The 14,636-nt window shown below is 43.3% G+C and carries 12 protein-coding genes; 1 reads left to right on the top strand and 11 read right to left on the bottom strand.

Going from position 1 to position 14,636, the window contains the following annotated elements; translation table 11 throughout:
• Nucleotides 1-2: 2 nt before the first annotated feature.
• Nucleotides 3-1,217: a beta-ketoacyl-ACP synthase I gene (gene fabB / locus ACE1SE_RS12620; RefSeq protein ID WP_374051195.1), complete on the bottom strand. Its 1,215-nt coding sequence runs from the start codon at nucleotides 1,215-1,217 to the stop codon at nucleotides 3-5.
• A 204-nt stretch (nucleotides 1,218-1,421) separates the two neighbouring features.
• Here fabB and mnmC point away from each other — a divergent pair, with 204 nt between their 5' ends.
• Nucleotides 1,422-3,470 (top strand): bifunctional tRNA (5-methylaminomethyl-2-thiouridine)(34)-methyltransferase MnmC2/FAD-dependent 5-carboxymethylaminomethyl-2-thiouridine(34) oxidoreductase MnmC1, encoded by a 2,049-nt coding sequence (gene mnmC / locus ACE1SE_RS12615; RefSeq protein WP_374051194.1) that lies wholly within the window; start codon nucleotides 1,422-1,424, stop codon nucleotides 3,468-3,470.
• Nucleotides 3,471-3,651: 181 nt separating this feature from the next.
• Here mnmC and ACE1SE_RS12610 read toward each other — a convergent pair whose 3' ends face one another.
• The 10 genes from ACE1SE_RS12610 to hutC all read right to left on the bottom strand — a co-directional run bounded on the left by ACE1SE_RS12610 (nucleotide 3,652) and on the right by hutC (nucleotide 14,623).
• On the bottom strand, nucleotides 3,652-4,173 hold the full coding sequence (locus ACE1SE_RS12610) for a hypothetical protein (protein ID WP_374051193.1): 522 nt from the start codon (nucleotides 4,171-4,173) through the stop codon (nucleotides 3,652-3,654).
• Between the two features lie 613 nt (nucleotides 4,174-4,786).
• On the bottom strand, nucleotides 4,787-5,062 hold the full coding sequence (locus ACE1SE_RS12605) for a YfcL family protein (protein ID WP_374051192.1): 276 nt from the start codon (nucleotides 5,060-5,062) through the stop codon (nucleotides 4,787-4,789).
• A gap of 16 nt (nucleotides 5,063-5,078) precedes the next feature.
• Nucleotides 5,079-5,636 (bottom strand): elongation factor P hydroxylase, encoded by a 558-nt coding sequence (locus ACE1SE_RS12600; RefSeq protein ID WP_374051191.1) that lies wholly within the window; start codon nucleotides 5,634-5,636, stop codon nucleotides 5,079-5,081.
• A gap of 21 nt (nucleotides 5,637-5,657) precedes the next feature.
• Nucleotides 5,658-6,458, bottom strand: coding sequence for a sulfite exporter TauE/SafE family protein (locus ACE1SE_RS12595; RefSeq protein WP_374051190.1), 801 nt, complete (start codon nucleotides 6,456-6,458; stop codon nucleotides 5,658-5,660).
• An 86-nt stretch (nucleotides 6,459-6,544) separates the two neighbouring features.
• Nucleotides 6,545-7,630, bottom strand: coding sequence for a chorismate synthase (gene aroC / locus ACE1SE_RS12590; RefSeq protein ID WP_374051189.1), 1,086 nt, complete (start codon nucleotides 7,628-7,630; stop codon nucleotides 6,545-6,547).
• 212 nt (nucleotides 7,631-7,842) lie between these two features.
• Nucleotides 7,843-8,778: a 50S ribosomal protein L3 N(5)-glutamine methyltransferase gene (gene prmB / locus ACE1SE_RS12585; RefSeq protein WP_374051188.1), complete on the bottom strand. Its 936-nt coding sequence runs from the start codon at nucleotides 8,776-8,778 to the stop codon at nucleotides 7,843-7,845.
• A gap of 137 nt (nucleotides 8,779-8,915) precedes the next feature.
• Complete coding sequence (hutT, locus tag ACE1SE_RS12580; RefSeq protein WP_374051187.1) at nucleotides 8,916-10,280, bottom strand: L-histidine transporter HutT; 1,365 nt, start codon at nucleotides 10,278-10,280, stop codon at nucleotides 8,916-8,918.
• A 92-nt stretch (nucleotides 10,281-10,372) separates the two neighbouring features.
• Entirely contained in the window at nucleotides 10,373-11,905 is a 1,533-nt protein-coding gene (gene hutH, locus ACE1SE_RS12575) for a histidine ammonia-lyase (protein ID WP_374051186.1), read from the bottom strand.
• Between the two features lie 14 nt (nucleotides 11,906-11,919).
• The gene (gene hutU / locus ACE1SE_RS12570) at nucleotides 11,920-13,605 is read right to left on the bottom strand and encodes a urocanate hydratase (protein ID WP_374051185.1); all 1,686 of its coding nucleotides are present in this window, start codon (nucleotides 13,603-13,605) and stop codon (nucleotides 11,920-11,922) included.
• Between the two features lie 286 nt (nucleotides 13,606-13,891).
• Nucleotides 13,892-14,623 (bottom strand): histidine utilization transcriptional repressor HutC, encoded by a 732-nt coding sequence (hutC, locus tag ACE1SE_RS12565; protein ID WP_374051184.1) that lies wholly within the window; start codon nucleotides 14,621-14,623, stop codon nucleotides 13,892-13,894.
• Nucleotides 14,624-14,636 lie beyond the last annotated feature (13 nt).

Here is a 14,636-nt window from a genome sequence, read left to right as displayed (position 1 = left end):
AATCAGTTTGAATACTTGCGCATCACCAGGGATGCATTTGTACCACCGAACCCGAAGCTATTGGACATCACTGTTCTTAGCTCGCGTTCGGTAGGTTCAGTAATAATATCCATGCCCTGTGCTTTTTCATCCAGATCTTCAATATTAATGCTTGGTGCAATAATTCCATGCTCCAACATCAACAAGCTATAAATCGCTTCATGGGCACCTGCTGCACCCAATGAATGCCCTGTCATCGCTTTAGTGGCGGAAATGGCGGGTGTATTGTCACCAAAAACTTCTCTAATGGCTTCCAGTTCTTTCAAATCACCAACTGGTGTCGAAGTTCCGTGGGTATTGATGTAATCGACTCCACCTTCAACACCATCTAATGCCATCTTCATACAACGTACAGCACCTTCTCCAGAAGGAGCGACCATGTCTGCACCATCTGAATTTGCCCCATAACCGATAATTTCAGCATAAATATGCGCACCACGGGCCAATGCATGCTCTAATTCTTCAACAACAACAATACCACCACCGCCAGCGATCACGAAACCATCGCGATTCTGGTCATAAGTACGGGAGGCTAGTTCTGGAGTTTCATTATACTTAGTGGAAAGTGCTCCCATTGCATCAAATTCACAAGCCATTTCCCAGCTTAATTCCTCACCACCGCCGGCAAAAATAATATCTTGCTTACCGAGTTGGATTAATTCAACGGCATGACCGATACAATGTGCCGACGTTGAACAGGCTGAACTGATAGAATAGTTAACTCCCTTGATCTTAAACGGTGTTGCTAAACACGCTGATACGCCAGAGGCCATTGCCCGTGTGACCATATAAGGCCCAACACCACGCAACCCACGAGCACGCATGCCATCTGAACCCGCGACTTGGTTATAGGGAGAGCCTCCTCCTGAACCCACAACCAATCCAGTACGAAGGTCAGAAACTTGTTCATCGGACAGGCCGGAATCTTTAATTGCCTCATCCATTGCCAGATAAGCATAAATAGATGCGTCACTCATGAAACGTAAAGTTTTGCGGTCAATCAAACCAGAAGTATCCAGTTTTACATTACCCCAAACATGGCTGCGCATGCCCATTTCTTTAAATTTTTCAGAGAAAGTTATCCCGGAACGGCCTTCTTTCAGAGATTCCAGCACCTCTTTCTGGTTATTACCAATACTGGAAACAATACCCAGACCGGTGATCACTGCACGTTTCATTACTTACCTCATCAATATGTTTACCTGCGGGATTTATTCACCCGCACTTTAGCGTACACTTGTACGCCGAACAAGTCCGATCAGGTTAAAAATTCAAGGAAAAATTGATCTGGACTCAACTCTGAATCTTTACCATGGGTGGTGCAACTAAATGAAGACCGTTAAAATCCACACATTAATGTTATCAACAGTACAGGCATTATTGTGAAAAGCAGTGCTATCAACAACGCAACCCTAAGCTGGAATGAGCAGGGTACTCCCATTTCAGAGCATTTTGATGATGTTTATTTTTCAAATCAAGATGGCTTGGAAGAAACGTTATATGTATTTTTACAAGGCAATCATTTTCCTCAACGTTTTAATACACACCCCCGTTCAGAATGCGTTATTGCAGAAACTGGGTTCGGTACTGGATTGAATTTTCTGACACTTTGGCGATCTTTCTCTCATTTTAGACAACAATATCCTAAAGCTGCATTAAAACGACTGCATTATATCAGTTTTGAAAAATATCCATTAAAACCAACTGACCTGAAAACAGCCCACCAACGTTGGCCAGAACTTAAGGAATTTTCTGCCCAATTGTACCAACAATGGCCCTTACCACTGGCAGGCTGCCATAGATTAATTCTGGATAATGGCGCTATTACCTTGGATCTTTGGTTTGGCGATGTAAATGATCTATTACCGAAGATAACTTCAAGCCTGACAGGGAAAGTTGATGCCTGGTTTTTAGATGGTTTTGCGCCAGCAAAAAATCCACAAATGTGGAGTGAACAGTTGTTCGCTGCAATGGCAAGATTTTGTCGTCCTGAAGGTACTTTTGCAACCTTTACCTCCGCCGGAATAGTCCGCCGAGGATTACAAGCAGCAGGCTTTAATGTCATTAAGGTTAAAGGATTTGGACGTAAAAGAGAGATGCTAACGGGCACTTTATCTCCATTAAGTAATCCCCTTTCCTTACCTTATACACCATGGTTTTCTCGCAAAGCTGCTACTTGTACTGATGATATTGCCATCATCGGTGGTGGTATTGCTAGTACATTAACTGCACTTGCTCTACTGCGCCGTGGCGCCAAAGTTACGCTATATTGCCAAGATGCTCAACCTGCCCAAAATGCATCCGGCAATCAACAAGGGGCTCTTTATCCTTTACTGAATGGTAATGACGACCCATTAGAACGCTTCTTTATATCAGCATTTACTTTTGCCCGCCGCCAGTACGATCAGTTAATTGACGAAAATATATCGTTCGATCATCAATGGTGTGGCGTCAGCCAATTAGCTTATGATGAAAAAAGCGCGAATAAAATAAGCAAAATGCTACGGACAACATGGCCAGAAGAAATTGCACTCGGCATGAACCGCAATCAATTAAGCCATGTAAGTGGATTAGATGTGAATTATGGTGGCATTCACTATCCACAAGGAGGATGGTTATACCCCGCACAACTAACTCAAGCAGTGATTAAACTGGCTGAACAACATGGAATGCAGATCTTTTTTAATCATAAAGTCACTCAGCTCATCCAATGTGAAAGCGGCTGGCAATTGCAGATTGAACACAAAGAAAACCTGCAATGCAAGGATCACAAAGTTGTTATTATTGCCAATGGTCACTGTCTGCCACAATTTGAACAGACTAAAAAACTCCCTGTAACCGCTGTTCGTGGTCAAGTTAGCCATATTCCAACTACAGATAACCTAAGCCAATTGAAAAATGTACTGTGCTACGATGGCTACATGACTCCCGTTAATCCTAATAACCAATATCACTGTATCGGTGCCAGTTATCAACGCAATCAGTTAGATACGCTGTACTCTCCTATCGAGCAACAAGAAAATCGAGATCGTTTATTAAAATGTTTCCCTGATGTTGATTGGCCACAAGAAGTTGACATTTCAGAAGAGAAGTCTCGCCAGGGTATCCGGTGTGTCATTCGGGATCATATGCCAATGGTCGGGAATGTTCCTGTTTTTAGTGAACTTATTGATAAATATGCAAATTTATCTCTGCAAATAAACGCTAATAAAATCATTGAAGAATCTCCTTGTTACCCAGACTTATTTGTTCTTGGTGCGTTGGGTTCACGTGGATTATGTTCTGCTCCTTTAAGTGCAGAATTATTGGCTAGCCAGATTTTTGGGGAACCTCTAGCGCTTGATGATGAAACATTAGCGGCTTTACACCCAAACCGCTTTTGGGTTAGGAAGCTATTACGTGGCAAAGCAGTAAGAACAGAAAAACCTTAGAGTGGTTTATTCTGTTGCATCAGGTATGGAAACAATCATGCCTGGTGCTCCGTTTGCACATGACCATCCACTATCCAAGCCAGTTTAGGTATAAACTTGAATAATTTCGCAGTAGAATTTTCTACTGTGGGTAATTGGGTTACATTTGATTTTTGTGTTAAGCGAATAAAAGTCATTGTGTTCAAATCATAAACTTCATTGCTGCAATAATGACACCAGAAAAACCAAACATCATTGTGACCATCCATTTGGTTTGAGCAACTATTTTATTGGATAGCTCTTCATTTATAGTTGATATTCTCTGATGTATAGAGGATATCTCACTACGTATAGAGGATATCTCACTACGTACAGCTACCATATCCTTCTGCAAAATCGATACGTCATTACGTATAGAGACTATTTCATTTCTCAGTAGCGACATATCACTGCGCACAGATGATATCTCTTTGTAAATCAGTGAATTAACAATTTCAATATCCGTTTTTGTTGCATAATTTGATTTTATAACAGCAACATCCATTTTTATTTGAGCAACATCTGATTCCAGATTTTCAACTCTTTTTTCCAGTGTTATATTCATCAACTTTTTCTCAGCAAATTTTAATAAGTTATAATTTATCGATTCAGGTAATAAAAGTATTTTGTTATTTTCAGCATGATCGCTGTAACCACTTTGAACATATCTGCTTTCCTGTTTCATGTCACTATCTCCTGAAATATCCTTTTTAATTTTGACTTCCTAAACGGAATTAGAGATCTTTCTCCCTGTTTCAGTTAGTTAATTAAGTAAAAATCACTTTATTTCCCTGTATATCATTACCTGAAATTTACCATCACTATTTATTTTAATCATCAGTCGTTCTATTAATAATATGATTATTTAAAAGCAATGATAAAAAATCATATCTCTGCTCGTTAAAACCTGACCATATTTATATATCATTTTAACGCAACATAAAAAAATATCCTTAGATGATAGCAACAAATAGAATTTCATTATTTTATGCGCCATTTATCTTTAATTCCATTCAATACATTAACATCCTAATTATTTTAATATAAAATAGTTAAAAACAACGTTACTCCTGCAAAGAATACTTAAAGCCATATCTGGAATAAATTTAACAACCAGATAACTGTACTTTATATTCACTATAAAAAGATCAATAAAAATTTAATTATCACTATTTATTCTCATTATTGAGAAGCACTACGAGTTTTTTTGTAATTGAAGGCGGAACGTTACTCAGTTAAAGCAAAAAATAAAGGGCTATATAAATAGCCCTAAATAAAGTTATTTTTATATCAAAAAATTAATCTTTTGCACCATCCAGCAGTTTTTGCCAGGTTGCCAAAACCAAAACCTGATCCGGTGGAGCCAGTTCTCCCACTTTAATTGCTTTGTGGATGCTTTCTTCAACACGCTGATGGAGTTGTTCGATAGTATTTGCACCTTCTTGCTCTAATTCAGCAACAGCTAATGTCAGATGCCCACGGAGGTAACCACCAGCAAATAATTCATCATCACTGGCCTGTTCAACCATATCATCAATTTGCGCCAGAATACGTGTTTCAAACTCTGCGAGCATTATTTTTTCCTCAAAATCAATTTCTGTTAGCAAAGAGATCTTCCGGATAAGGAAAATGCTCTGCTTTTAATGGAGGCGTATTGTAGAACGATTGTAGACCTTGAATAAAGCGTGCAGCTCGTGCGGGTATCCCATTTTCAAGGTATTGCATGACTTGCGCATGCACTTTCCGCTGAAAAACAAGGCGATCCGGCTCAAAATCGCCTTCAAGGTTGTCGCAACTGACATTAAAAGGAAATCCCGCAGCAATACAGAATAACCATTCCAGCGATTGTGGTTTAATCTCCACCTTTTCAAACTTCTCCTGAGTTTGGGCATCACGCCCATCAGGACAATACCAGTAACCAAAATCGATCAGTTTGCGACGCTCTTCACCCGCAATGCACCAATGAGAAATTTCATGTAATCCACTGGCATAAAATCCGTGGGCGAACACTATCCGGTTATAGTTCACTTCATCATCTGCCGGTAGATAAATCGGCTCATCATCACCTTTTATCAAACGGGTGTTATAGTCATTGCTAAAGCAATTATCAAAAATTTCAATCAGTTGTTGATAGTGATGTGCGGTCATGTATTAATGCAAGATCCTAAATCAAAAATAAAATGCCAGCCAAGAACGGATAGTATCTCCATGATGATCATAAAGAAGTTTGATGCTCATCAAAAAGGAAATTGTCACCAGCAGCGGACGAATGAGTTTTTTCCCTTTGCTCAGTACCAAACTCGCCCCTAATCGTGCGCCGATTATTTGTCCTACCAGCATCACAACTCCCGCCAGCCATAAAATCTGCCCGCCAAGAACAAAGAATCCCAAGGCTCCGATATTAGATGCAAAGTTCAGTACCTTGGCATGAGCCGTCGCTTTCGCCAAATTGTAGCCACAAAGCATGACATAAGAGAGTGCGAAAAAAGATCCCGTTCCTGGCCCAAACACGCCATCGTAAAAGCCAATACCACATCCGGCAAGGCAACCAAACGCAATTGGGCCTAGACGATGTTGCCGATCTTCTGCTCCAATATTCGGTACCAATAGGAAATAAAGGCCGATAATGATCACCAGTACCGGCAATAAATAACGCAGAAAATCCGGTGAGATAAATTGAACCAGCAAAGCTCCCATCATGGCACCGATTATCGTCATGAAGATAGCAAAACGCTGGGAACGCAAATCCACTACACCACGGCGGATAAAATAGAGACTGGCAGAGAAAGAGCTACCTATAGCCTGTAATTTACTTGTTGCCAGCGCCTGGACAGGAGAAACTCCCACCGATAACAACGCAGGGATGGTCAATAATCCACCACCTCCGGCAATAGAATCGATAAACCCCGCTACCATCGCAACCAAAAAGAGGAAACCGTAAATTTCCGGCCCCAATAATGACCATTCCATTATGCATTTCACCAGAAAACTGCTTGCCTATTCTCATGATACCTTTCAGCACCAACCGAAACGGATATCAGGAGCCTCTTCCCAGATTACCAACGTGGAAGCGATGGTATCACATCAGCACACTGTGCCCGCTGGCGCAGTAAGTGATCCATCAGTACAATCGCCATCATGGCTTCTGCGATAGGTACGGCACGAATACCAACACAAGGATCGTGGCGGCCACGAGTTACCATATCCACTTCTTCTCCCTGACGATTGATAGTTCTGCCTGGCACCATAATGCTAGATGTCGGTTTCAAGGCGATATGCGCAATAATTGGCTGACTACTACTAATTCCACCTAAAATGCCGCCTGCATGGTTACTGGTAAATCCCTGTGTCGTCATTTCATCGCGGTTCTCGCTGCCACGTAAGTTGATAACACCGAAACCCTCACCGATTTCAACACCCTTGACCGCGTTAATGCTCATCAAAGCATGAGCAATGTCTGCATCCAAACGGTCAAAAACCGGTTCACCCAATCCCGTAGGGACGTTTTCAGCAATCACACTCACTTTCGCACCGATAGAATCCCCCTCTTTTTTCAATGTACGGAGTAATTCATCAAGCTGAGTCAATTTACTTGCATCCGGGCAGAAAAAAGGATTCTGTTCAACAAGATCCCAATCTTTCAGTTCACAACGAATATCGCCCATCTGAGTCAGGCAAGCACGAATAAGAATGCCGTGTTTTTCGAGTAAATATTTTTTAGCAATTGCTCCTGCTGCAACGCGCATAGCGGTTTCACGGGCTGATGAACGTCCGCCACCACGGTAATCACGCAGTCCATATTTCTGTTCGTAGGTATAGTCAGCATGGCCTGGGCGGAAAACATCTTTAATTGCGCTGTAATCTTGTGAACGCTGATCGGTGTTTTCAATCATCAGGCCAATGCTGGTGCCTGTTGTCACGCCATTAAAAACACCAGAAAGAATGCGAACTTGATCGGGCTCACGACGCTGTGTTGTATAACGGGAAGTTCCCGGACGACGTCTGTCCAAGTCGATTTGTAAGTCAGCTTCTGTAATAGCAATGCCTGGTGGAACACCATCGACAACGCATCCCAGTGCGATCCCGTGAGATTCACCAAATGTGGTGACACGAAAAAACTGCCCAATACTATTTCCTGCCATTCCTACCCTGCCATCATTATCTGTACATTTAGAAAGAGCGAATAACAATAACTCACCCAATGATTAAAACCTATCTTATTTCAGTAATTTTATTTGCCTTTTATCCTTAATCTTCCGAGCAACAATGTTACTAACTACAACTCGAAAGTCACTGGATATAGATTCAATTTATATGAAATATCCGTTTTAACCATTGGATGAATGAAAAAATATCAGTCTTTGAATTGCTGGAAATATTCGTGATATTCAACAAGCTGCTGGCGAGTCAGCACGAAAACACCATCACCATAATCATGTTCGAATGTCAGCCATTTGAATGGTACGTCAGGATATTGCTCAATCAGGTGTACCATACTGTTACCTACTTCACATACCAGTATTCCATCTTCTGAAAGGAAATCCGGGGCAGTTGCCAGAATACGACGAACCAAATCCAACCCGTCAATACCGGCAGCCATGGCCAATTCAGGTTCATGATCGTATTCTTGAGGAAAATCACTCATATCCTCTTCATCGACATAAGGAGGATTAGTGACAATGATGTCGTATTTCACCGATGGTATATCATGAAATAGATCTGAACGAATCGGGATCACACGGTGAGAAAGCTTATGATTCTCTATATTTATTTCTGCAACTGCCAAAGCATCAGGAGAAATATCAACAGCATCAACTTCGGCTTCCGGGAAGGCATGGGCACAGGCGATTGCAATACAACCGCTTCCTGTACAAAGATCCAAAATTGTCGATGGCTGACGTGAGATAAGTCCTTCAAAATGGTTTTCAATCACATCTCTAATCAGTGAACGTGGAATCAAAACTCGCTCATCGACATAAAATTCATGACCGCAAAACCAAGCCCGATTTATCAAATAAGCAACAGGAACACGTTCATTAATACGACGTAAGACAAGTTCCACGATGCGTTGACGTTCTGTTGATGTCAGGCGTGACGCCATCATGGAATCAGGGACATCCATAGGCAAACGCAATGAGGGGAGAACTAATTGCAAAGCCTCGTCCCACGGATTACATGCAGTATGTCCACAATAGATATCCGCTTCGCTAAAACGGCTAGTAGACCAACGCAACATATCTAAAATGGTACGCAGCTCTGCAACAGCCTCATCGACTAAAATCTTATCCAAAAAACACCTCCAAACAACAAAAAAGATATATAAACTCGTTAGTTTGCCATGATCCAGAACACAAATCAGCTTTCTTAACACAGAGTTATCTCAGGATGAAATTGTATTCACAAAAGACATAGGCTGGTATGGGAGAGTTAGCCGTGACTTGGTTTTTTCACCCATAAATAATAACTAATAGTCAATAATACTATCCATACTATCCCTACGTATAATGCAATCCGAGTATTGGGGAAATAACCTAATACCGCAATAACAAATGCCATAAAAGCAATGGCCAGAGTCGGCGCAACAGGCCAGAAGGGAACAGGGAATTTAAGCTGTTTCGCCTCTTCTGCCGGCATTTTTCGACGCATGACATATTGTGACAGCAAAATCATCAACCATACCCACACCGTTGCAAATGTTGCGATAGAAGCAATAATGATGAAAACTTTTTCCGGCAACAAATAATTCAAAAGGACGCCCACCAACAAGATCCCAGACATTGCCAGCACCGTAACCCACGGTACTCCGTTTTTAGTCAATTGGGTAAACGAGGCGGGTGCCTGTTTTTCCTGCGCCATGCCATACATCATCCGTCCGGCACCAAAAATATCACTGTTGATCGCGGAAATTGCAGCGGTAATGACGACAATATTTAAAATATTGGCTGCGGAATCAATTCCCAGGCTGGAGAAGATCTGGACAAACGGGCTGCCATTTTGTCCCACTTGATTCCACGGATAAATACACATCAAAACAAACAGTGTAAGAACATAGAACAGTAAGATACGGAACGGAACCGCATTGATTGCGCGTGGGATGGATTTTTCTGGATTTTTAGCTTCACTGGCTGTGATGCCGATGACTTCAATGCCACCAAAAGCAAACATAACAACCGTAAAAGAAGCAATCACCCCCGCTATGCCGTTTGGCATAAATCCACCATGTTCCCATAAATTCGACAGACCTGTGACATGCTCGGATTCCTGACCAAATCCATACATCATGATGGCAAAACCGCCGACAATCATGGCGATAATCGCAGCAACTTTGATGATAGACAGCCAAAACTCCATTTCACCAAATACCTTGACGTTACATAAGTTGATTGCGCCAATAAAAAAGACAATGCCAAGTACCCAAATCCACTGGTCAACATGGGGAAACCAGAGCTTCATATAGATGCCAAATGCGGTGACGTCAGCAAGACAAACCACCAGCATTTCAAAAACGTAAGTCCATCCAGTCAGAAAACCCGCCAATGGCCCTAAGTATTGGGTAGCATAATAAGAGAAAGAGCCGGGTGCAGAGCGATGTACTGCCATTTCCCCCAAGGCCCGCATGACCATAAAAACGGCTGCACCGCCAATGGCATAAGCCAGTAATACCGCAGGTCCTGCGGCTTTGATGGCTCCCGCTGAACCATAGAAAAGACCTGTGCCAATTGCCGAACCCAGAGCCATAAACCGAATGTGGCGAACGCTTAACCCGCGTTTGAGTTGTGAAATGTTTTGCATGATTTATCCTTGTGTCTTTTATTATTAGATTGGCAGAGATAAATACTACGATAAGGCCGGATTTTATCCGGCCTGAAACGATGTGTTTGTACTTATTTTTCTAAGATATTTCCAGTCGGCAACAAGGCAGAAAGTTGCTGCCCGGCCAACAACTGGATTGCTACATCAATATCCGGTGCGAAAAAGCGATCTTTATCATAATGTGCAACTTTATCGCGCAGAATATGGCGGGCTTTTTCCAATATCGGACTACTTTCCAAACCATGACGAAAATCCATGCCCTGGCAAGCCGTCAACCATTCAATCGCTAAAATCCCACGCACGTTATCTGCCATCTCCCACAGGCGACGACCCGCGGCGGGTGCCATTGAAACGTGATCTTCCTGATTAGCAGACGTTGGCAGACTATCGACACTGGAAGGATGCGCCAGTGCCTTGTTTTCACTTGCCAGCGCAGCCGCAGTCACCTGTGCAATCATGAAACCAGAGTTAACACCGCTATTTTCGACTAAGAATGGGGGCAACTGAGACATATTACTGTCCATCAGCAAAGCAATGCGGCGTTCTGACAATGAACCGATTTCTGCCAAAGCAATAGCCAGATTATCCGATGCCATAGCGACGGGTTCCGCGTGGAAATTCCCCCCAGAAAGCACCTCATCTTCTTCGGTAAATACCAGTGGATTATCAGAGACTGCATTGGCTTCAACCATAATAACATCAGCAGCGTGGCGGATTTGGGTTAAACAAGCACCCATCACTTGGGGCTGACAACGCAATGAATAAGGATCCTGAACTTTCGGGCAGTTTTTATGAGATTCACAAATCCCACTTCGTTCTTCCAATACCAAACGGTAAAGAGCTGCCACATCAATTTGGCCTTTCTGACCACGCACTTCATGGATACGGGCATCAAAGGGTTTACGGGAGCCAAGAGCGGCTTCAACAGACAAGGCACCACAAACAATCGCTGATGCGAGTAAATCTTCCGCAGCAAATAGCCCTTTTAAGGCAAAGGCGGTAGAAGCCTGCGTACCGTTGAGCAATGCCAATCCTTCTTTTGCGACAAGACACATCGGCTCAAGTCCCGCTTTTTCCAGTGCCACTTTTGCCGGCAGCCACTCACCACGATAGCGGGCTTTCCCTTCTCCCAACAATAACAGGCTCATATGCGCCAACGGTGCTAAGTCACCGGAAGCCCCTACCGAACCTTTGCTTGGGATACAAGGATAAACTTCAGCGTTAACCAAGGCAATCAGTCCCTGAATGACTGCCAGACGAATACCAGAATAACCACGGGCAAGGCTATTAATTTTCAATACCATAATCAAGCGGACAATTTCATCCGGCAACGGCTCACCCACTCCCGCAGCATGTGACAACACGATAGAACGCTGCAACTCTTCCAAATCCTGCTCTGCAATACGGGTATTCGCCAGCAAACCAAAACCGGTATTGATACCGTAAGCGGTTTTATTTTCACTGATAATGCGATTCACACAAGCAACACTGCTCTCAATGGCAGGAAAGCATTGTTCGTCCAAATTAATGTGAACAGGATGCTGATAAACATGACGTAATTCTTCAAGCGTCATTTTTCCCGGATGAATAGTAATATTTTTCATTTTAACAACGCTCCTTATTTCGCATCAGTCTTTAACATTGGTAGGTTTAGCCCCTGCTCTTTCGCACACTGGATAGCCAATTCATAGCCCGCATCAGCATGACGCATAACTCCCGTTGCCGGATCATTGTGTAATACACGGGCAATGCGCTCAGCAGCTTCATCCGTTCCATCACAAACAATGACCATGCCGGAATGTTGAGAGAATCCCATACCAACGCCACCACCATGATGCAGGGAAACCCATGTCGCACCACCTGCCGTATTCAGTAAGGCATTCAGCAATGGCCAGTCAGAAACAGCGTCAGAACCATCTTGCATGGATTCAGTTTCACGATTAGGGCTGGCGACAGAGCCGGAATCCAGATGGTCACGGCCAATTACGATTGGTGCAGACAGTTCCCCGCTGCGAACCATTTCATTGAATGCTAAACCTAATTTGGCGCGATCACCCAATCCCACCCAACAAATGCGTGCAGGCAAGCCCTGAAAACTGATGCGTTCTCTCGCCATATCTAACCAACGATGTAAATGAGCATCATTCGGCAGCAGTTCTTTTACCCTGGCATCAGTTTTATAAATATCTTCAGGATCACCGGAAAGCGCCGCCCAACGGAAAGGTCCAATGCCACGACAGAACAGAGGGCGAATGTAAGCGGGAACAAATCCAGGAAAATCAAAAGCGTGTTCAATACCCACCTCTTTCGCCATTTGGCGGATATTATTGCCATAATCGAAGGTAGGTATACCCTGTTTCTGGAAGGCCAGCATAGCTTCGACATGTGCGGCCATTGACGCTTTTGCCGCTTGGATCACCACTTCTGGCTCACTTTCGGCACGGCGACAATACGCTTCCCATGTCCAACCGGCTGGCAAATAACCATGTAATGGATCATGGGCACTGGTTTGGTCTGTTACCATATCAGGACGCACACCACGGCGTACCAGCTCAGGTAAGATCTCTGAAGCATTACCACACAATGCTACCGAGACTGCTTTGCCTTCTTGGGTATAACGTTCAATACGCGCCAAAGCATCATCCAGATCAACGGCCTGCTCATCCACGTATTTGGTACGCAGACGAAAGTCAATGCGACTTTGCTGGCACTCGATGGTTAATGAAGAGGCACCTGCTAATGTCGCAGCCAGTGGCTGGGCACCGCCCATACCGCCCAAACCCGCTGTCAATATCCAACGCCCCGTCAGATTGCCGTTGTAATGTTGACGTCCTGCTTCGACAAAAGTTTCGTAAGTTCCCTGAACAATGCCCTGACTGCCAATATAAATCCAACTACCGGCAGTCATCTGACCATACATGGCCAGCCCTTTGGCATCCAGTTCGTTAAAATGTTCCCATGTCGCCCAGTGTGGAACCAAATTCGAGTTGGCAATTAACACACGCGGGGCATTTTCATGGGTTTTGAACACCCCCACAGGCTTGCCTGACTGAACCAGCAGGGTTTCGTCATTTTCCAGCTCCTTTAAGGTTTCAACGATTTTTTCATAGCATTCCCAGTTTCTGGCTGCACGGCCAATGCCACCATACACCACCAATTCACAGGGATTTTCCGCCACATCGGGATCAAGGTTATTCATGAGCATACGAAGTGGCGCTTCGGTTAGCCAACTTTTTGCTGTGAGTTGCGTTCCTCTGGGAGCGCGAATGGTTACGTTGCTGAATTTATTATTTTGCATCGTCACGGTTTTTTCCTATCTCATCGTTGTGAATTTTGTTAATTGTATAGTTGTATATACATGTACGTTCAATAGGCAAAAATGTGACAGAGATAAAATTAATGATGCGGGTAAAATATTTTTTTGATAAAAATCAAAAAGATGATATTGATTTATTTTGTGATATACAGGGAAATATTTTTGCTGGTTTTGTGTTTAACATCACATTGATTTTACATTATTGTTACAACAGTTAATAAAAAACCTCTTCTATCCAAAGGAAAAAAGAGGTTTTTGTCGCTCCATTAAGGAACTATGAACTAAAACGCCCTTTCAATTTATATCGATACCCGGGAAACAATAACCGGGCACTGGAAACAATGAATTCTTTCGACCAGGTTCGTCGGCTGATCAACAAGCAGGGCGCATTTGCCTCAATTTGTAATAACCGACAAGAGAGGGCATCTCCCGCCACGGCTTCAACGATATGTTCCCCTTCTGTCAATGGCGCGACCTGAGATAAATAATCATGGGCAGTTTGCTGACGGAAATCTTGCCGCAAATATTCCGGTGCCGCCTGAACATTGACAAAGCGATCTTCAATCTGCACAGGTACATCATTTTCATAATGTACAATGATGGAATGGTAGAGCGGCGCACCTACTGCAATACTGAATTCCACAGCCTGAGTCATATTGGCGTTCACTTCGGCGAGTTTCAGCACCTTGCAACTATGTCGGTTAGAGCGGGAGGCAATTTCATCTGCAATACTGTGAATTTCAAATAACGCAGATTGTCCTTTCGGCTCAGAGACAAACGAACCCACGCCTTGTAAACGAAATAGAAAACCTTCTGCCGTTAGCTCCCTCAATGCCCGATTAGCTGTCATGCGACTACAATTAAATTGCCTGACCAATTCCGCTTCCGAAGGAACCCGATCATGTGGTTTCCATTCCCTTGTATAGATCTTTTCAATAATCGCTTGTTTGACTTTTGCATACAAAGGCACTGGTTTGACATATGTATCTGGTAAATCGTCTGTCACTATCCCTTCCTTC

Origin of the sequence: Xenorhabdus taiwanensis (assembly GCF_036512875.1) — a bacterium.
Lineage (GTDB): Bacteria > Pseudomonadota > Gammaproteobacteria > Enterobacterales > Enterobacteriaceae > Xenorhabdus > Xenorhabdus taiwanensis.
The sequence above is the reverse complement of the archived record's forward strand: the minus strand, read 5'-3'. Positions and strand labels throughout refer to the sequence as shown.